The organism is Pseudoalteromonas sp. DL-6 (assembly GCF_004328665.1).
Taxonomy (GTDB): domain Bacteria; phylum Pseudomonadota; class Gammaproteobacteria; order Enterobacterales; family Alteromonadaceae; genus Pseudoalteromonas.
On sequence record NZ_CP019770.1, the window covers coordinates 66,864 to 87,098 of the forward strand.

Annotated in this window: 17 protein-coding genes; 8 read left to right on the forward strand and 9 right to left on the reverse strand. The window is 40.4% G+C overall.

Features of this window, described 5'->3' with window-relative positions:
* The first annotated feature begins 45 nt into the window (after positions 1–45).
* Positions 46–702, forward strand: a complete 657-nt coding sequence (locus B1F84_RS00340; RefSeq protein ID WP_131690247.1) for a cytochrome b/b6 domain-containing protein — start codon at positions 46–48, stop codon at positions 700–702.
* 52 nt (positions 703–754) lie between these two features.
* On the opposite strand, the gene B1F84_RS00345 is transcribed toward B1F84_RS00340, so the two are convergent.
* Positions 755–1,207 carry a cytochrome c gene (locus tag B1F84_RS00345; protein ID WP_008108980.1) on the reverse strand — a complete coding sequence of 151 codons (453 nt, stop codon included), beginning with the start codon at positions 1,205–1,207 and terminating at the stop codon, positions 755–757.
* A 221-nt stretch (positions 1,208–1,428) separates the two neighbouring features.
* Between B1F84_RS00345 and B1F84_RS00350 the strand changes: the two genes are divergently transcribed.
* Positions 1,429–3,762: a S8 family serine peptidase gene (locus tag B1F84_RS00350; protein WP_131690248.1), complete on the forward strand. Its 2,334-nt coding sequence runs from the start codon at positions 1,429–1,431 to the stop codon at positions 3,760–3,762.
* A gap of 11 nt (positions 3,763–3,773) precedes the next feature.
* Positions 3,774–4,307 (forward strand): hypothetical protein, encoded by a 534-nt coding sequence (locus B1F84_RS00355; protein WP_131690249.1) that lies wholly within the window; start codon positions 3,774–3,776, stop codon positions 4,305–4,307.
* 53 nt (positions 4,308–4,360) lie between these two features.
* Here B1F84_RS00355 and B1F84_RS00360 read toward each other — a convergent pair whose 3' ends face one another.
* Complete coding sequence (locus tag B1F84_RS00360; RefSeq protein WP_131690250.1) at positions 4,361–4,831, reverse strand: DUF2721 domain-containing protein; 471 nt, start codon at positions 4,829–4,831, stop codon at positions 4,361–4,363.
* Positions 4,832–5,022: 191 nt separating this feature from the next.
* On the opposite strand from B1F84_RS00360, the gene B1F84_RS00365 reads away from it, so the two are divergent.
* The 3 genes from B1F84_RS00365 (at position 5,023) to B1F84_RS00375 (ending at position 8,284) form a co-directional block, all read left to right on the forward strand.
* On the forward strand, positions 5,023–7,194 hold the full coding sequence (locus tag B1F84_RS00365; protein ID WP_131690251.1) for a S9 family peptidase: 2,172 nt from the start codon (positions 5,023–5,025) through the stop codon (positions 7,192–7,194).
* 160 nt (positions 7,195–7,354) lie between these two features.
* A complete protein-coding gene (locus B1F84_RS00370) occupies positions 7,355–7,720 on the forward strand; it encodes a DUF4870 domain-containing protein (protein WP_008108988.1) in 366 nt (121 codons plus the stop codon).
* Between the two features lie 123 nt (positions 7,721–7,843).
* Complete coding sequence (locus B1F84_RS00375) at positions 7,844–8,284, forward strand: YqaA family protein (protein ID WP_008468537.1); 441 nt, start codon at positions 7,844–7,846, stop codon at positions 8,282–8,284.
* Here B1F84_RS00375 and folX read toward each other — a convergent pair.
* The 7 genes from folX to ycaO all read right to left on the reverse strand — a co-directional run bounded on the left by folX (position 8,261) and on the right by ycaO (position 16,845).
* The gene (folX, locus tag B1F84_RS00380; RefSeq protein ID WP_008108994.1) at positions 8,261–8,617 is read right to left on the reverse strand and encodes a dihydroneopterin triphosphate 2'-epimerase; all 357 of its coding nucleotides are present in this window, start codon (positions 8,615–8,617) and stop codon (positions 8,261–8,263) included. The two genes, B1F84_RS00375 and folX, sit on opposite strands and share 24 nt — an antisense overlap.
* A 3-nt stretch (positions 8,618–8,620) precedes the next feature.
* A complete protein-coding gene (gene folE, locus B1F84_RS00385) occupies positions 8,621–9,175 on the reverse strand; it encodes a GTP cyclohydrolase I FolE (protein ID WP_008108996.1) in 555 nt (184 codons plus the stop codon).
* Between the two features lie 25 nt (positions 9,176–9,200).
* Positions 9,201–9,920 (reverse strand): dihydromonapterin reductase, encoded by a 720-nt coding sequence (folM, locus tag B1F84_RS00390; RefSeq protein ID WP_131690252.1) that lies wholly within the window; start codon positions 9,918–9,920, stop codon positions 9,201–9,203.
* Positions 9,921–10,047: 127 nt separating this feature from the next.
* Entirely contained in the window at positions 10,048–10,884 is an 837-nt protein-coding gene (nadE, locus tag B1F84_RS00395) for an ammonia-dependent NAD(+) synthetase (protein ID WP_131690253.1), read from the reverse strand.
* 73 nt (positions 10,885–10,957) lie between these two features.
* Positions 10,958–11,590, reverse strand: coding sequence for a YceH family protein (locus B1F84_RS00400; protein ID WP_131690254.1), 633 nt, complete (start codon positions 11,588–11,590; stop codon positions 10,958–10,960).
* A 41-nt stretch (positions 11,591–11,631) separates the two neighbouring features.
* On the reverse strand, positions 11,632–14,967 hold the full coding sequence (locus B1F84_RS00405) for an ATP-binding protein (protein ID WP_131690255.1): 3,336 nt from the start codon (positions 14,965–14,967) through the stop codon (positions 11,632–11,634).
* Between the two features lie 117 nt (positions 14,968–15,084).
* Positions 15,085–16,845: a 30S ribosomal protein S12 methylthiotransferase accessory factor YcaO gene (gene ycaO, locus B1F84_RS00410; RefSeq protein ID WP_131690256.1), complete on the reverse strand. Its 1,761-nt coding sequence runs from the start codon at positions 16,843–16,845 to the stop codon at positions 15,085–15,087.
* A gap of 156 nt (positions 16,846–17,001) precedes the next feature.
* Here ycaO and B1F84_RS00415 point away from each other — a divergent pair, with 156 nt between their 5' ends.
* The gene (locus tag B1F84_RS00415) at positions 17,002–19,290 is read left to right on the forward strand and encodes a penicillin acylase family protein (RefSeq protein WP_131690257.1); all 2,289 of its coding nucleotides are present in this window, start codon (positions 17,002–17,004) and stop codon (positions 19,288–19,290) included.
* Positions 19,291–19,365: 75 nt separating this feature from the next.
* The gene (locus tag B1F84_RS00420) at positions 19,366–20,214 is read left to right on the forward strand and encodes an MBL fold metallo-hydrolase (RefSeq protein WP_008109010.1); all 849 of its coding nucleotides are present in this window, start codon (positions 19,366–19,368) and stop codon (positions 20,212–20,214) included.
* The last annotated feature ends 21 nt before the right edge of the window (positions 20,215–20,235 follow it).

Consider the following 20,235-nt stretch of genomic DNA (forward strand, 5'->3'; position numbering starts at 1 on the left):
AAATAGTTAGCGTTTTAGATGATACTGTTTTTTAGGGAAGGTGCAATGTTCAAGGTAAAAGTGTGGGATGGTTTTTTAAGAAGCTTTCATTGGTTATTAGTATTGAGTATTGCTGCGCTTTATTTTAGTGCTGAAGAGGCCATGATAGAGCTACATTTTGTGGTTGGCTTTTTTACCTTAGCGCTTATCTCAACACGGATTATATGGGGCCTCTTTGGCAGTAAAACGGCAAGAATATCCGCATTACTGCACTCTCCTAAGTCGGTGCTTGCTTCTTTTAGTGGCAAAAAAACAAATGATGTAGGCCATTCTGCACCAGGCAGTTATATGGTGTTATTATTTTTTATTCTGATTATTACACAACTGATTAGTGGTTTAATGAGCAGTGATGGCATTTTAACTGATGGCCCGTTAGCGCAGTATGTATCAAGTGATACCATTGATTTTGCCAATTGGTTGCACCATATCAATTTTGATATTTTATTTTATGCGATTATTTTGCATGTTGTGGCTATTATTGCTTACAAAATTAAAGGCAAACCATTAGTCAAAGCAATGATCACCGGTAATAAAGCACTAGCAACACAAAGGTCAGAGCCAGAGACAAAGTCACCATGGGTTGCATGGGTTATATTTTTGCTATTACTAGTTTTATTAATGAGTACTTGGGGAAGTGAACCTTTAAGTTATCTGCTTAGTTAAAAAAAGTGGCGCTAATACAGCGCCATTTTTATTGTTAAATACACCGTATATATTAGTCTTTGAATTGCTTATGGCAATCTTTACAGCCTTTAGCCCATGCACCAAACGCTTTACCAATGACCGCTTTGTCACCTGTTTGAGCTGCTACAGCAAGTTCATCAGCATATTGTTGAAATGCTGTCGCTTTTTTCATAAATGTATCGTTTTCAGACCATACCGCAGGAAGTGCTGATGTATCACCCTTATCAGTGCCTGCGTAAAAAGCTTCCCAAGGCATTTTAGACAATGCCGCTGCGTTATTTGCACGCTGCTTAAATTGCTCTGCATCAAAAGGAATTTTACCCTTTAGCATGGCACCCATGTCGCCTATTTGAACTGAAATCATAGAAAATGCCGCTTGGCGATACTCAATCGCATCACTTGGCTCTTTAAATGCAGAATTTGCAGATACGCTAAGTGCGCATGTAGATAGTAATGCCCCGATAAATACTTGCTTCAATTTCACTTTACTCTACTCCTTTAAGGGTTCTTTAATTATCTTTGTATCTTAGCTCAGGCTTTAGTTCAAATGAAAGCATAGATTATTACTTTGATATTAATTAACGGGCTTGAATCAGACTGATATTATTTCATGGTTTATTGTGAATGTTTGTAAACACGGTGTTGCTGGTTGCTGCTTGGTTGTGTACATTCAGATGTCATAAAAATAACCAATGAAGAGCATTTATGAAAAATAATATTTTTAAGCTGTCAGCGTTGTCTGCAGCGATAGTAATTTCGTTATCAGGATGTGGTGGCAGCGATAATGATAATAATAATAAAGTTCCAGTTGTTACTGATGTTGCACCAAAGGCAAGTGATGTCGTAGTCGTTGATTTAAAACAGTGGGTTCCAGTTACTGCTGATTTTAAAGCAAGTGATAATGATGGTGATGCACTTACTTTTAGCTTTACTGAAAATGGCGAGGAAATTACCGCACAAGATGGTGTGTTTAAGTTTAGCCATGGCATGTTAACGGTAGAGGGTACCTCGTTTACATATGTTCCTGTCTCAGGGGAAGATGCTGTTATTGACTACACAGTAACTGCAAACGGTAAAACGGCCTCTGCGAAAATTAATATTTCAGGAATTATTGGAGACCCTCTTGCAAATCAGCAGTGGCATTTAAACAATACTGGTCAGAAAGCTTACTCGCTCAGTGACGAGATGAAGCAAGGCCTAATTGATTTATACGTTAGCTTATTTGGCGATACAGAAGAACAAGCGCAAGCCGATGTTAACGCTAGTTTTGCTCAGTCGGAGGCGACCGAGCTTGTAGCTGGTGAAGATATGAATGTTGTTGATGCTTATGCTCAAGGTGTTACTGGGGCAGGTGCAACGGCAGTTGTAATCGATTCAGGTATGGAAATCCGCCATGAAGATCTGATAGATAATGTGTTACCAAACCGTTCTTTAAACTTAAATGCTGATGCAACTGACCGTACAGATCCTACTAGTATGTCAAACAGTGGTGATCATGGTACAAGTGTAGCTGGTTTGATTGCTGCAAAAGGTTGGAATGGTAAAGGTGGCCGTGGTGTTGCTCCTGATGCTGGTTTAATTGGTATGAATTACCTTGGTGGTGCTAAAATCCCACAAACTGAGTTAATGGTGCATGGTTTCCCTGGAAGCGGCATTAGCACAACAGAAAACATTTCTGCATTTAACCGTAGTTATGGCATAACTTTCCCAACATTTATTGCCTATTCAGAACTAGATGAAGCTATTGAGTCATACCCAAACCTAAATCTGCGAGATGGTAAGGGTGCACTTAATATGAAATCGAGTGGTAACTCTTTTGTTGATGGCGGAGATGAAGGCTCACTATGTGAAGATAATGGTGCTAACGACTTAGGTTTAACGTGTTACAACGGTGCGTTTGAGCCAAGCCAAGGTCATCCTTACTATCTAAGTGTTGCTGCTGTAAATGCAAATGGTAAGCACACTAGCTACTCAACTGCAGGTGCTAACTTAATGGTTTCAGCGCCAGCTGGTGAATATGGTCGTTGGGCACCTGCAATGGTAACAACGGATCAGATGACATGTATTAACGGTTACTCCGGCTTTAATAGCAGAGCAGTTGCAAACTTTACTCAAGCATATGGAGAGGAGTTTGCTATAAGCCAATTCCCATTCAACTACCCTGGTAATGAAGATAACGCAAGTTGTAACTACACATCTACATTTAATGGTACATCGTCTGCTGCGCCGAATGCATCAGGTGTAGTGTCGCTAATTCTTTCCGCTAATCCTGAACTAACTTGGCGTGATGTGCGTCATATCTTAGCGTCAACAAGTACATCAATTGACGCTGAAAATGCCCCTGTGAAGTTAACTACCGCAGATGGTGAGTTTGTTGCACATGACGGTTGGGTTGAAAATGCGGCAGGTTTCAACTTTAATAATTTATATGGCTTTGGTCGCGTAGATGCTGGTGCAGCTGTTGCCATGGCTAAATCTTATGACGCTTCATTAGGTGAGCAAGTAATTACGGATTGGAATGGTGTTGGTTCAGTGGTTGCTGAAAGCGCACTAGCTTTAGAAATTCCTGATAACAGCGCTACAGGTTTAACGCAAGAAATTGTAGTTACAGAAGAGTTAAGCATTGAGGCAATGCAATTTAAGTTTGATGTAAGCAATCCTGAAATGGGCTTCGGTTTGGGTAATGGGACACAAACATCTGCTGGTAACGATTTGGCTATTGAGGTTACTTCGCCATCAGGTACTCGAAGTGTATTACTTTCATCTAAACAAGCTTTGTTCTTCCCTGCATATAGCTTTACTAATGGCTGGAGTGTTGGTTATGTACTTAAAGATGCTGTGATGCTTTCAAATGCTTTCTACGGAGAGTCTACGAAAGGTACTTGGACAGTTCGTTTGTTAGATACAAGCGCAGACAGCTTTGCATTTAGTAGAGGCACAAATAATGCCCTAGGCGTTACTGGTATTAGTAATAATAACTCAGCAAGTGTACTTGAAGGTGTATCTCTTCGTGCATTTGGTCACGCAGGTCAAGAGTAAGGATTATAAAGATGAAAATTAAACAATTAATCGTATTAGGTGCTGCTGCGTGTATTTCGTTAGGTGCTACAGCAAACACTAGTTCAGATAAAGAGCTTCAGTTTCCTAAAAAACAAGTAGCTAAATTAAACTTTGCTAATGTAGATTTTGGTTCTTATAAAGTTGAAAAAAATCTGCGTTTAGTGCCATCAAGTGTAGCTTCAGATGATCATGTCGTTATGCGAAAAGGCGAGATGACAGTAGTCAGCGTAGAAACATCGTCTGATGTAGTGACTAAAGGAACATTAGTACGTAACATTTTTACTAATAACCTAACGTCACTATCAGGCAATATTACTATTCTTTTAAAAGATGGTATGAGTGCAAGTGATGTTGCTTCGGCTGCAGGTTTGAAGGTCGTATCTTTATTCCCAGGTACCAAAATAGCTGTTTTAGCTGTAAATGACGGTCAAGATATTTTAGTTGCGTCAAAACAGCTAAAAGCATCAGGCTTGATTAAAGAAGCTAAAATAGAAGTGCTTGAAACAATTTATACAGCACAGTAATCTATTTTAGATAAGTAAAACCCCGAGTTGCATAATTGGCTCGGGGTTTTTTATTAATCGTTTATATCAATATCAGCGAAAATCATCCCTCGGCGCATACTGCGCGTTGCCAAGAATACCTCACCCAGTAATGACATAAATGCACAGATTAGTAATGCCATGGCACCAACAAAGCAACTACCAATAGTGACGCCTAAATTAATCGATTGTATGTGCGATAAAAATAACAGCATAACCACGGCACATACTAATAGTGCACTTAAGACACTTAAACTAAATGCAATATGGATACACCGAGAACGCTTAAGGAGTGCTCTCAGCTCAGTAGTTAAAGACAGGTTAAAGACTTCATCAATACTGACCTTTAATTTTCGTTCTAACTGTCTGGCTCTGTCAGTAATACGCGCCAAGCGATTTGATAAAACCCCGAGTGTTGCCGCAATACCCGTAATTAAAAAAACGGGTGCAACCGCTGTTTGAATGACCTTAGCCATTGTTAAAATGTTAATTACTTCGTTGTTCATTTTTATCCTTATTAATTAGCAGCGTGAAGAGGTTATATAATGCTACTTCGTTATTATTAGGATAACTGAAGTGCTAAGTATATAAAAAGAATTTCTAGGCTCCCTTTTTACATAGCTTCACAAACTAAATCTCCGTGCTATTAAATATTAGGTATATTTAATAAAAATAATAACTACAGAGATTCCAATCAATGAAACATACCCCATTTGTTCTTACTTTTATTTCCTTAGCTATTTTAGGGGGATGTAACAAAGCTCCTGACGTTGAGCAATCAGCAAAAATTGAAAACGCAGCTGCTAAAATCGCAGTCATGCCGCCTATTTCGAAGAAAGTACCGTATAAAATGACAGTCCATGGCGACACGCGTATCGATAATTATTATTGGATGCGTGATGATGAGCGTAAAGCTCCTGAGGTAATTAGTTACCTTGAGGCTGAAAATGCTTACACAGATAAAATGCTTGCGCATACAAAAACGTTACAAACTTCGTTATTTGAAGAGCTAAAAGGGCGAATTCAAAAAGATGATGATTCAGTGCCAGTTAAAAAAGGTAACTATTATTATTCGTCGCAAACTCGCGGCGATAATGAGTATGCTACTTACTTACGCAGTAGTGATTTTGCAGGCACCGATCAGGACGTTATTTTAGACGTCAATGAATTAGCTAAAGGTCATGACTATTTTGCAGTTAGTGGTCTTAATGTAAGCCCAAATAATAACTTAATGGCGTATGGTGAAGATACGGTAAGTCGCCGTGTTTACAACATAAAAATTAAAGATTTAAGCACTGGTAAATTATTAGAAGACACGCTTGAAGGCACGAGTGGTTATGTTGTGTGGGCTAACGATAATAAAACGGTTTATTACATTAAAAAAGATGCGCAAACCTTACTCGGTTATCAAGTTTATCGTCATACGCTTGGTACACCACAAAGCGATGATGAGCTGGTTTACGAAGAAACAGACACAAGCTATTACACAGGTATGAGCAAGAGCAAAGACGGCTCAGAAATTTATATTTGGCATAGCAGTACTGATGCATCCGGTTTGTCAGTGCTTAGTGCAGATGATGTAAATGCTAAGCCAAAGCGTTTAATTGAGCGTGAAGCCAACCTTGAATACAGCATTTCAAAATTAGGCAATACTTATTACATTGTGACTAATTTAAATGCGGTTAACTTTCAGCTTATGAAAGTTGATATTGATAAAGCCGGTGATAAAGCAAATTGGCAGAGTGTGATCCCTGCCCGCGAGGATATTAAACTCGAAGACGTTGAGTTATTTGATGACTACTTAGTATACCAACAACGAGAAATGGGCCAATCAACACTGATAGCGCGTAATTTATCATCAGACAAAGAGTTACCACTAAGCTTTAACGACAGTGCGTACACAATTAATGCGTACGGTAATAACGAATTAAACAGCGATACGCTGCGTGTGTATTACACCAGTATGACGACGCCGGGTTCATCTTATGATGTTAATTTGGCCACTGGCGAAAAAACATTATTAAAACAGCAAACAGTGTTGGGTGACTTTAGTGCAGATAACTACGCATCAGAACGACTGTTTGTAACGGCTCGAGATGGCATTAAAGTTCCTGTGAGCTTAGTTTATCGTAAAGACATGTTTAAAAAAGATGGCACCAATTCGTTGCTACAATATGGTTATGGCTCGTATGGAGCGACCATGGATCCTACCTTTTCTAGTACGCGGTTAAGTTTGCTTGACCGTGGTTTTGTATTTGCCATTGCGCATATTCGTGGTTCGCAAATGTTAGGGCGTCCTTGGTATGACGCGGGTAAATTACTGACTAAAAAGAATACCTTTAATGACTTCGTAGATGTTACTAAATCATTGGTAGCCCAAGGGTATGGCGATAAAGAGCTAATTTTTGCTCAAGGTGGCAGTGCTGGTGGTTTATTAATGGGCGCTGTAGCAAATCAAGCGCCTGAGCTCTATAAAGGCATGGTAGCGGCAGTCCCTTTCGTTGATGTAGTAACCACTATGCTAGATGAGAGCATTCCTCTGACAACTAACGAATACGGTGAGTGGGGTAACCCTAACGAAAAAGCATACTATGAGTATATGTTGTCGTATTCACCGTATGATCAAGTAAGCAAGCAAGACTACCCTAATATGCTAGTAACAACAGGCTTACATGATTCGCAGGTACAATATTTTGAGCCTGCCAAGTGGGTGGCTAAGCTGCGAGATTACAAAACCGATGATAACAAGCTACTGTTTAAAATTGATATGGAAGCAGGGCATGGAGGGGCGTCAGGTCGTTTTAAGCGTTTGGAAGACACGGCACTTAACTATGCGTTTATGCTTGATTTAGCGGGTGTTAATAAGTAATTGATACAGGCAAAACAAACAAGCGCAGCTATTGGCTGCGCTTTTTTATTTTTAAATATACACAAATGCTTTGCATTGGATAAATAAGCATTTACATTAAGGTGGCTAATGAGTATGAATGTCATTTTAGCGCAAAATAAAAACGATAAGGGAGAGTGTTATGGAACAAAATCAAGAGATTAAAGTGGTGAATAAAGATGACAGAACATGGGCTATGTTATGTCATTTAAGTGCGCTGGCAGGGTTTATCATCCCGTTTGGCTCAGTATTAGGCCCATTGATTATTTGGCTGATTAAAAAAGATGAAATGCCTATAGTTGATGTGCATGGTAAAAAAGCACTTAATTTTCAGATCACTATGGCTATAGCTTATTTTGTGTGTTTTTTACTTATTTTTGCAGTGATTGGTTTGATTTTGTTACCAATGGTAGCGATTTTCTCATTTGTGATGGTTATTATTGCTAGCGTAAAAGCTAATGATGGTAAAGAATTTAATTATCCGCTGAGTTTAAATTTAATAAAATAATAGCCACGCAATCTAGCCAAGGCTTTGTTTGTAAGCTTGCAAAGCTGCGGCATATTACGCTTGCTGTAGGTTATTAGCTTATCAGCATTATTCCCTCGTCTTATTGTTAGCCATAAGGGTAACATGCTTTATATCACCTTATTTTTAACAGCCTTTATTTCGGCTACCTTATTACCCAGCTCGTCTGAAGTGTTAATGGGCGGCATGATAGTGCAAGGCAATACTCACCTAGGGTTAATTTGGCTTTCGGCAACTCTAGGCAATGTATTAGGCAGTTGTGTTAATTATTGGTTGGGAACACAGGCATTGCGTTTTAAAGATAAAAAATGGTTCCCAGTATCTGAAAAAGGACTGGAAAAAGCCCAAAAGCAGTTTAATAAATATGGGGTATATAGCTTACTGTTTGCGTGGTTACCTATTGTTGGCGATCCACTAACCGTTATTGGCGGCGTGTTTAAAGTGCGCTTTAGTATGTTTTTAGTGCTGGTAACACTCGGCAAAGGGCTACGTTATTTAGCAGTAATAGCCCTTGCCGTTGGATTATTTGTGCCAGTCGAGAGTTAGCGACACGGAGTCTGCAAAGCGCAGCGCATGGGGTTTATCCACCCGGGCTTTGGCATAATTTACACTTGGGTGTGAGTGGCAAACAGCAAGAATTTCAGCAACTAGCTTTTCTAGCAATAAAAAGTGGCCCTGCTCAACTAAGCTAATCACTTCTTTAGTTATCACTTTGTAGTTAAGTGCTTGCTCCACTTCATCGGTTTCACAAGCTTGATCTGCCGGGTAGTGAATTTCTAAATTAATAACTACATCTTGCTTTTTCTCTCGTTCATCAGGGTTAAAACCAATAAACGTGCGTAGTCGTAAGTTAGTTACATTAATTATTGCGTTTGCCATACATTATCCTTTGATCAGCTGTAAAAACTCATTACGTGTTTTCGGATCGGCTCTAAAGTTACCAAGCATAACCGAGGTACGCATACTTGAGTTTTGTTTTTCTACGCCACGCATCATCATACACATGTGTTTTGCCTCAACAATGACACCCACGCCTTTGGCTCCGGTTACTTCCTCGACCGCTTTGGCAATTTGATGGGTAAGTTGCTCTTGAATTTGAAAACGGCGAGAGAACATATCCACAATACGTGCAAACTTAGACAAACCTAATACTTTGCCATCAGGAATATAAGCAATGTGGCAACGACCAATAAATGGTAATAAGTGATGCTCACACATAGAGTAAAGCTCTATATCTTGTATCAATACCATATCGTCAGCATCTGAGGTAAACACGGCATTATTCGTGATTTCATTAAGCGTTTGGCGGTAACCTTGAGTAAGGTACTCCATCGCTTTTGCTGCGCGTTTTGGGGTGTCTAGCAACCCTTCGCGTTCTGCATCTTCACCGACTGCGGTTATAATTTTTTGATAGCTTTCTTTTAATTCGTTATGCATAAGTTTCTCAGTTTTATTAGATGACTTACTTAAGATGGCGACCACCATCAACAGGTAAAGCACGGCCTGTGATGTAGTGGCTGTTCAGTAGTAGGTCAATACTATTGATAATTTCTTGGCATCCAGGTTCTATGCCCATTAATGATTTTTTCAATGTTTTTGCTCGGTATTGCTCATCATCGTGTTGGTTAAAAATAATCAATGAAGGAGCAATAGCGTTTACTTTTATCTGCGGTGCAAATTTAGCGCTAAATGATTTAGTTAAATTATCCAATGCGGCTTTGCTGGCCGCATAAGCAAGGTGTTTTGGGCTGCCCGTTTCAACTACATAATCAGTGAGATGAATAATATCTGCCGGTTGATTAGACTCTGCGTGGTAACGCATCAGCAAATCAGCGCAATGTAAGTTGACTAAATAAGGGGCTTTGGCATGAATACGCATCATGTTATCAAACAATTGCTCAAACTGTGGGTTATTAGCTTCGCAGTCCCAGCTTGATGCGTTATGAATTATTGCCTTTAGTGATTCTGTATGTGCTTTAAGCAATGTAATAAAAGTACTAATACCCTGATCAGAACTAAAGTCAGCATAAAGACAAGTCGCCCCTTGTTGCTCTAACAAATCTACAGCCTCATGACGGGTGCGGTAAGTAATAATGACCGCTTGCCCTTGGGCTATAAAATGCTGTGCGAGCGCAAGGCCTATGCGTTGTCCTGCACCAGTAATCAAAATAGGGGGTGTCATAAAATATAAAACTCTCTGTTGGCAAGCGTTAAGGTTAACCGTTAAAAATTTAAGCCGCTCATTTTCACGCAATATTTACGAAATATATAAGCGGCTAGATCAGTTAAGTTATACTTATAATATTGATTTAAAATGCATCGTATACTGTTGGGATCGGCTGGCGCTTATGTTGCGTGCGTTGGAAAATAGCAATCAGCGTTTGCTCCACATACTCTGAAACCGGCTTGCCTTCTAAAAAGTCATCAATCTCTTCATAGCTTAAGCCAAGCGCTTCTTCGTCAGTCAAACCTGGTCTATCACTTTCTAAATCGGCAGTAGGTGCTTTTTCAACTAACAGTGCTGGTGCGCCTAACGCTGTTGCCAGTGCTCTTACTTGACGTTTAGAGAGACCAAACAAAGGGGCTAAATCACAGGCGCCATCGCCAAACTTAGTATAAAAACCGGTAATATTTTCGGCGCTATGGTCGGTACCTACAACGAGCCCTTGGCAAAACCCAGCAATTTCATATTGTGCAATCATGCGTTGGCGTGCTTTCACATTGCCTTTAATAAAGTCTATTTTTTCTTGTGTTGGCAGAGGCTGGCTAGTTCCTGCTAAAGTTGCCATTGTTTGCTCGTGCAGCGCGTCGGTTGCAGGCTGAATATTGACTGTCATACGGGTGCTGGGTTTAATAAAATCAACCGCCATTTGTGCTTCGCTTTCATCTGCTTGAACGCCATAAGGTAGGCGCACAGCAATAAATTGATATTGCGTATCTGGATGCTCTTGATTAAGCTCATTAATAGCAAGTTGGCATAATCGGCCACAGGTTGATGAGTCTACGCCACCACTAATACCCAGTACCAGTGAGGTTGAGTATGCGGCTTTTAAACGTGCTTTAATAAAGTCTATTCGGCGTTTAATTTCAGCGTTTACATCAATACTAGGCTGAACTTTCATCTCAGCCATAATTTCGGCGCGCATGGCCCGCTCCTTAAAGTTAAAAAGTTTTAATGCTCAAAAAAGAATAGCTATTATGTGATTTCAAATTACACAATTAAAGCCCTATATACTCTTTTATTTGTTTAAGTTGAGCTTTTAGCTCATCAATTTCAGCGAGGAGCTCATTGAGCTCTTGATTTTTTAATTCGTCTGTAATGGTTTGTGTTGCTACAGGGTCATCGTTCTCTGAAGAAGGAGCTGCAAATAAATGGATATAACGACTATCACGTTTACCAGACTCACGAGGTAGCTTCTTAACATGGCTATTTTCAATCAATTGTGCAAGCGCTGCTTCAACGTCGTCAACATTGTTAAAATCAGCTAAGCGAGCGCAACGGGTTTTTAATTCACCAGGCGTTTGGGCACCTCGCAATAATAATAAACAAATAATAGCGCGTTGTTGTGCGTTAAATTGTAAGTGGCTAAATTGGGTATTACAAAAGCGATGGTCGTACTTAGATACGCGGCCACTGAGGCCTTCATCTTCTGTTACTAAGCGCAAGTCGATTAGCTCGGCGATAGTCGCCTGAACTTGCTGTTGACTTAAGTCGAGCACAGGAGCGCGGTTTGATTTTTGGTTACAGGCATTCGTTAAAGCATTTAATGATAGCGGGTAATGTTCAGGCGTTGTTGTTTGCTTTTCCAATAAACAGCCAATAACTCTTTGTTGTTCAACTGATAACTGCATAATATCCCTTACTTCATCGATTCTATTTTAAGCTTACACTGTTATTTAGCGCTAAGCCATTGTTGCAATTTAGCATGCATAGCGGGGCCATCGAGAGGCTTACTTAAATAGTCATTCATACCAGCGTTTAAGCATTTCTCTTTATCTCCGTGCATTGCATTAGCCGTTAGAGCAATTATGGGAATGGCTTGATTCTCATGACCCGCTAGACCCTTTCTAATAGCCATGGTTGCTTGGTAACCATCCATAATAGGCATTTGGCAATCCATTAAAATAAGTTGATAAGTGTTTGCGGTTGCTTGGTTTAATTTAGTTAGTGCACCCTCGCCATCCTCTGCAATATCAAAGGTGAGCTCAGCTTGTTTCAATAATGCACAGGCAACCACTTGATTTACTTTGTTATCCTCAACTAACAATACATGGCCTTTCGCTTTTTTCGGGGTATTAATCGCAGAGAACTCTACCTCTTTGGGTTGTTCTGCCAGTGTTCCTTTTACCAGCGTGTCATATAAATCAATAGCGGTGAGTGGTTTAAAAATTAAGGCAGTTTCCTTGTCTCCATAAAATAAACTGCTTTTTGAAGAACTCATTGGAGCCATAATCAAAACGTGGCTTTTCTCTAAAAAATGTTTCAGCTTTTCAGCCTGAGGGTGTGCTACAGGCTCCAAAAAGCTATTGTCAATAATTGCCACATCTGGGGGCGTTTGTTGATGGTTACTTATATAAGTTTCAACCTCTTCATAGTCACATACTGCACTGACATCTGCGCCCCATAGCATTAATTGCTTCTTGGTGATGGTGGCATTCATTTCACTATTATCAACAATCAGGATCCGCTTTGCTTGTATATGTTGGCAATCTAAATCAAATGCTTGGTCTATCACTGAGGTAATATTGACTGAAAAAGCAAAGGTGCTGCCTTCATTGGGTAAACTATTTACACTTACTTCGCCTCCCATGAGTTCGCACAGCTGCTTAACTATTGCCAAACCTAAACCAGTGCCGCCATATTGGCGCGTTGTTGATGCATCAGCTTGAGTAAAAGAGTCAAATAACTGTTTTTGCTTATCTAAACTAATACCAATGCCGGTATCAATAATCGCGCACTCTAAAGTTGTATTGTCGAGAGTTTTTTCTATGGTGGCGGTTACCAGTACTTGTCCGTTTTGAGTGAATTTCACGGCATTGGCAATCAAGTTATTTAAAATTTGTCTTAATCTATTTGGATCACACACAATCTCACTGGTGCTTACATGCGTAGTATCTAAAATTAATTGGGTGTTATTACTTTCGGCCTTGAGCGCAAACGACTCAACAATTTCGCCGAGTAATTTGGGTAGATTAAATTGAATGTTTTCTATGTCTAACTTACCAGCTTCTATTTTAGAAAAGTCTAAAATATCATTAATAATTCCCAACAGAGATTCCGCTGACGATTGAGCCAGTTTGATATGGTGACGTTGCTGCTGATCAAGCGAGGTCGTTTGAATAAGGTTAAGCATACCTAACACCCCATTCATCGGGGTACGAATTTCATGACTCATGCTAGCTAAAAACTCACTTTTAGCAATCACAGCTTGTTCTGCGGCTTCTTTTGCTTTGACTAATTCTGCTTCAGTCTCTATGCGTTGTTCACTAGAGTGAAGGCTTCCTATTAATGCCCCGATGGCAATTAAAAAACCTTCTTCGTTTTGCGTCCATGCTCTAACGGTTGCTTGCTCTGCGCACACCACACCTATAGAGCCGCTGCCCGCAGGGATCATCACACAGAGCATTGCTTTAATGGATGATGGCTTTAGGTAGCTTTTTGCTATGGGGGCGAGGCAAGCTTGTTGCTGAGCGTTCTGGGCGCTAAAAACGGCTTTGTTCTCTAAGCTGGTAAAAAAATCAGGGATGTCTTGCTGGCGCCAAGGGGTATTGTTATTACTGTTATTTTGGCTATAGCTCGCGATAGGAGTAAGCTGAGTTTTATGTTTATCAAACAAGCGAATGCTCACAGTATTCACTTTAAGTGCACGACACACCGCACGAGTTATAAGCTCTTTTGATTCGCTTAATTTGCCATTTAATATGTGATCGCTAATAGTTAGCGATGCTAAGGTTTCGTTAAAGCGAGCTATTTTTTGATCTTCTATTGCTACTTTTTTACGGGCATCTATATTTTGTAATGAGCCGAATATTCTAATACAACGCCCATTTTTATGCTCTGCTTCTCCATGTATTAGCGCCCAAATCACTTCGCCTTTGGCATTAATAACTTCTAGTTCGGCTTCGTAACTTTCACCATATTTAACCGCCCTAGTAATTAGTTCAGCTGCCTTATCTCTGCTTTTACCTTCTTTAAAATAATATAAATCGGATGACCATTTAGGTTGCTCATCTAAAGGGTATTCAAATATCTTTTTGGTCATGTCTGACCAAAACACCTGTTTTTTTTCTAAATTAAATGACCATGCACCCACTTGCGCTAGGTTACTCATTACCTCGAGCATTTTTTCGTTTTCGTGTTCTCTATTGAGCATTTTTAAAAACAATAAAAATGCAAAAATAAGTAAACTCAAAATAACGATGATAACGATACGTAATGGCCAGATAGACGATGATGCCGGTTGCCAGCCGGTTTTTGGCACCACATAGAGCTGCCAAGCTCCGCCTTGGAAGTTTAGGCTAAACTCAAGCGGATTTTGGCTGGTAATTGTTGGGTCGCCAAAGAAAAACTCACCTTGTTTACCTAGCCCGTTGCGTCCTTGAATAGCAACAGTGTATTTTTTTTGTAATTCAAAAATCCCTGCGTTGCTATAGACTTTCTCTATATCGAGCACTACAGAAAGCAGCCCCCAAAAAGACTGGTCTTCAGGCAAATACACTGGCACTCGTGCAATCAAAGCCTCACTGCCTTGAACTAACATGAGCGGCCCAGCCATTACAATGGTATTAGTATCACGTGCTTTAATGGCATCATCACGTTGTGACTTATTTTCTAAAAAATTGAGTCCAATGGCTTTTTCATTCCCTTTAAGCGGGTAGGTCATTGTGATGACCATACCTGGTGCAGCACCAATATTGCGAAGTTCGTCAGAGGTATTAAACAGCGGAGCGGCAATTTGCCCAAAACGTGTTTGGCTCAAATTAGGCTCGGCAGCAACGGCTACAGCCAAACCACGTATTAACTGAATATTCGAGACTAAAGTAGCTTCAAGCTGGGCTCTGTAGGTGCTTACTTGAGAAAGTACTTGTAAACGGTAAGCATCTTTTGCACGATTATAGTTCAGCCGATCAAGCACTAAGCTTGTTATTACAATTAAACTGATTGCAAATAAAAAGGTAAGTTTAAGATTATAAACAGATGTGCGTTTACTTTTACGCTGTTGCCACATAGGGTGTAATTAAATTGTTAATATAGAAAGCTTAACTATAGCTAATTAACACCAGAAACAAAAATGGCGCAGTGAAATATGCGCCATTTTCTTTTTAACTTTAAACAAGCTCAGATATTATGAATCACTGACTTCTCGTGCCCAATGCTGCTGTTTCGCAACATGTAACTTACGGTAGCCATCCAGTAATGCGGCATGCTTTTTAAAGCCTTCAAGCGATAAACCTGGGAAGGTTAAGCCGTTAAAGCGTGTACGACCTTCTGCAATCTCAATCGCTAGGGTTACATTGTTAGCGCCAAACATAAGCCCTAAAGCGTCTTGGTAGCTTGCATACTCACGTTCGTCATCATATTTAATTTCAAGGATTGCTTTTAAACAACGGAAATGACGCATCGCATCTTCATTAACTTGGCCGGTATGTAAAATCCAGTCAACCCAATCAATCGCTTCTTCGCTACCTGCCGCTAAGCAAAGGTGCGCTTTCAGTTCACCAATGCGTAGGGTATGCCAAGGCGTGTCAGCATCGGTTGCTAAGCCAATAAATTCAGCTGCGCGAATAATATCGCTGTGGCCAGCTTCTTCTAAGCTATCGTAAATTTCCATCAGTTGCTCAGTGTCATACTGATCTAGTGATAGGAAGGTTTCACGGAATTTAGCCCCTTCGTTATTATTACGCCAAATAAGCTCATCTACCGGATAAATATCAGACATGCCAGGCACTAAAATACGACATGCATACACATTTAAATGGGTGTAATCCATGATGTAGATATCATGGCCCATGCTGTGAATTAAATCAGTACAGAAGTTATATTCTTGCTCAGTTGAGCCACTAAAGTCCCAATGTACAAATTCAAAGTCAGCTTCAGAACGGAAAAAGTCATGTGAAATTAAACCGCTTGAATCAATAAAGTGCAGTTCAATGTTTTCAGGTGTGGCCACTTCGTCGTTGTCAAAAGTAGCAGGTTGGAATACGTCTAGTTGATCTAGGCGACGACCTTGCAGTAATTCGGTAACGGTACGCTCTAGCGCTACTTCAAATGAAGGGTGAGCACCAAAAGAAGCAAATACAGAGCCATCTACTGGGTTGATTAGCGTAACACTCATTACAGGGTATTTACCGCCAAGTGAGGCATCCGCAATACGCAAATGGAAACCATGGCTACGAAGTTCTTCACAGGCTTCATGAATTTTAGGGTATTGTTTTACTATTTCTTCAGGCACGATAGGTAAGCTAATGCCTTCGGCAATAATACGGTTTTTAATAGCGCGTTCAAATACCTCAGATAACCCCTGTACACGGGCTTCAAATTTAGTATTACCAGCACTCATACCATTGGATACAAAAATATTACCAATCACGTTCACCGGAATATAAATTTCTTGGCCGTCGCGCTGGCGAGTATAAGGTACAGTACAAATACCACGTTCAAAATTGCCAGAATTAAAGTCATAAAGGTGTGAAGCGGTTAATTCACGCTCTGGGTCGAAGTAATCCCATAAGCTCTGATCCATAATCCCTTGTGGTACTTCATCTTCTGCTACTTTAAACCATTTTTCGTTCGGATAATGGGTAAAGTCACCATTGGCAAATTCTTCACCTAAGTAAAAATCAGCAAAAAAGTAGTTACAGCTTAAGCGCTCAAAATATTCACCTAACGCAGAAGCGATAGAGGCTTTATCAGTGGCACCTTTACCGTTAGTAAACATCACACCACAGTCGCTATCTTTTATATGAACTGAATAACAGTTTGCTACAGGGTTAAGCCATAGCGCTTCTTCAATATTAATATTTAGCGCTTTTAGCTTGTTTTGCATGGTAGAGATAGACGACTCTAAATCGCGGTCTTTACCTTTAATAAATGTTTTTTCAGTCATTTTGATCTCAACTAGGTCTGCACAATACATGAACTGTGTATTATCGTGGATTTTGATGTTTATTTCACCCTTTACCCGCTTTTCGTAGCGTTTTTAATAGAACGATTATGAATATATGCTAATAATAGTTTATTGAAATAGTTGAAGGGTATGTTTATGTTTAAAGTAATCAAGCGGTTGCTATTGGTTGTTGTGGTTTTAGCGCTCGCTGGTACTGCCATTGTTTACGGCGTTTTGACCTTAAGTTTACCTACCCTTGATGGTAAAGGTCGAAGCGATGCGGTGACACAGCCTGTTAAAGTTGCTCGAGATACCCTTGGCCAAGCTGTTATTACTGCAGCAACTCGCCACGAAGCTGCCTATGGCTTAGGTTATGCCCACGGGCAAGACCGCTTTTTTCAAATGGATTTACTTAGACGTAATGCCGCTGGTGAGCTCAGTGAGTTATTTGGTAAAGCTGCGCTTGCTCTTGATAAAAAAATGCGCTTTCATCAATTACGTAAACGTAGCCAAGCTATTTTAAAAACTCTCCCTGAAGCCGATAAGCAACTACTAAAAAGTTATGCTCAAGGAGTAAACGAAGGACTTGCGCAAGTAGGGTACCCAAGCTTTGAATACTTACTCACAGGGGCTGAGCAACAGCCATGGCAAAGTGAAGATAGTCTGTTAGTTATTTTTAGCATGTACCTAGACTTACAAACCGCCACCTTTGAACGCGACCAAGCTTTAATTCAAATACAGCAGCAATACGGCGCAAAAATGGTTGAATTTTTAACTCAACCAAGCCAATACCAAGCAGCATTAGATGGCAGTGTTTTAACACCTTATACCCAAACTATACCCCAGTTACCAACGCAGTCATTAGCGGCGATTAAAACTATTACCGCTAATTTAGAAGTAGGCAGTAATAACTGGGCAGTAACCGCAGACTTAACTAATACCCAAGCTGCGATGCTTTCAGATGATATGCATTTATCAATGGCGGTGCCGGTTATTTGGTATCGCGCACAACTTAATTACACCCATGACAATCAAGCTTATCAAGTAACCGGTGTTTCGTTACCAGGGGCGCCTGCCATTGTGGTTGGCAGTAATAATAAAATTGCATGGGGATTTACTAATGGTTATATAGATACAGCCGACTGGGTGGCATTAACTGATAGCAGTAAAACGTGGCAAGTAAATGAAGTGATTGCCTTACCTAATGGCAACAGTGAAACCTATCCATTAACGCTAAGCGAGTATGGCCCTGTTAAATACATCAACAATCAGCCTTATGCATTAAGTTGGGCAGCGCATCAGCCGTATGCCGTTGATATGCAATTGTTGCAGCTTGAGCAGGCTGAAACAGTGGATGATGCCCTTAACATTGCAAGTAACGTGGGTATTCCAGTACAAAACTTAATGGTGGTAGATAGCCAAGGCAGTGCCGCTTGGAAACACATGGGTGGTATTCCTGCGCGAACAGCACCCAGTGAGTTAGCCATTAATGAAAATGAGTATTCAGCAACTTGGCAGCAAAATGAAGTTATTCGCCCGTTTGTTAAAAACCCTCAGAGTGGGCGCCTATGGACAGGGAATTCGCGAGTGGTTTCTGCTGAGGATAATGCACGTTTTGGTAATGGCGGCTATGCGCTTGGAGCCCGTGCAACGCAAATTCGCGATAGGCTATTTGAAAAACAACGCTTTAATGAAAGTGATTTTTATCAGTTGCAGTTAGATAACCAAGCACGATTTTTAATGCCTTGGCATGCCTTATTGCTTGAGCAGTTAAAAAAGCAGCCCGCGCGTTATAAAGATCACATAAATGCCCTCGAAAACTGGCAGCAATGCGCTTGCCCGCAATCAATAGGGTATACCTTAGTAAAGACGTATCGTGATGAATTGATAAATATTTTATTTAGCAGTATTGAGACAACACTCAACCAGCAAGATGGCACATTAAAATATGTGAAACGTGATTTAGAGCCCGCTGTTTGGCAGTTAATAAAGGCGCAGCCAACAAGTTGGGTTAATCCGCAGTTTACTAATTGGGAGCAACAATTACAGGGAGCCTTTGAGCAAACACTCACACAGTTAACAGCAAAGTTTGGTAGTAACATGCAAAATTGGCAATGGGGTAAAGTAAACGAATTAACAATTGAACACCCATTTGCTAAACAAATACCGATACTGAGTAAGTTACTTAACATGCCAACAGCGCCGGGGTTTGGCGATAGTTATATGCCAGCGGTGCAAAAACGCGGTTTTGGTGCATCACAGCGATTTATTGCCCAACCTGGACATTTAGAAAGTGCTATTTTAACTGTGCCAGGTGGGCAATCAGGTCACCCACTTTCTGAATTTTATCGAGCTGGTTTTGATGAATATGTAGAAGGAAAGCACACCCCATTGTTACCGCAAACATTCATGCATCAAATTGAAATAGTGCCGATGAGCGACTAGCTTTGGATGCAGAGTGAGCTAAATAAGTCGCTACCACGTTTTATAACCATGATTATTAATTATAGGGTTACAACAATGAAAAAATTACTACCGGCATTAATAACGACTTTACTACTAAGTAACTACGCGGCAGCGGATGACAACCCAGTTTCAGCTAAGCAACTGAGCGAGCATGTATACGTCCTGTACGGACAAGGCGGTAACATTGCCGCCAGCGTAGGGGATGATGGTATATATATCATTGATGATCAGTTTGCCAAACTCTCAGACGATATTAAAAAAACCATTAGCGATTTAAAACCCGGCAGTGCTGAGTTTGTAATTAACACCCACCATCATGGCGATCACACCGGGGGTAACGAAAATTTTGCTAAAGCCGGTGCTCATGTTATTGCCCACAATAATGTACATAAACGCTTAAAAGAAAAACATGGCGAAGGGTCTGATTACCTACCACGGATTAGTTTTGGTCATGATTTAACACTGCACTTTAATAATGAGCAAGCGCATGTTGTGCATTATCAACATGCCCATACCGATGGCGATGCGGTGATTTTTTTCAATAATGATAATATTGTGCACATGGGAGACATTTATTTTAACTTTGGAAGCCTCCCGTTTGTTGATGTAGACAGTGGTGGCAGTGTTGACGGTGTATTAGCGGCGGTTGATGATGTTATTAATCAGATTGATGATAAAACCCAAGTTATTCCCGGTCATGGCCCACTAAGTGACCGTTCAGGACTGATAACGTATCGTAAGCTGGTGCAAAAAGCGAAAGATGTTATGCTAAAAGCAATGCAAAATGACGCCAGTTTAGAGCAGGTACTTAAAGCAGATCCATTGTCAGAACTTGGCCTTGAATATGCTAATTGGTTACCTAAAGAGCGGGTAACCACACTTTTTTATCGCAGTTTAAAGTAGCGCAAAGCGCGAATAAAAACG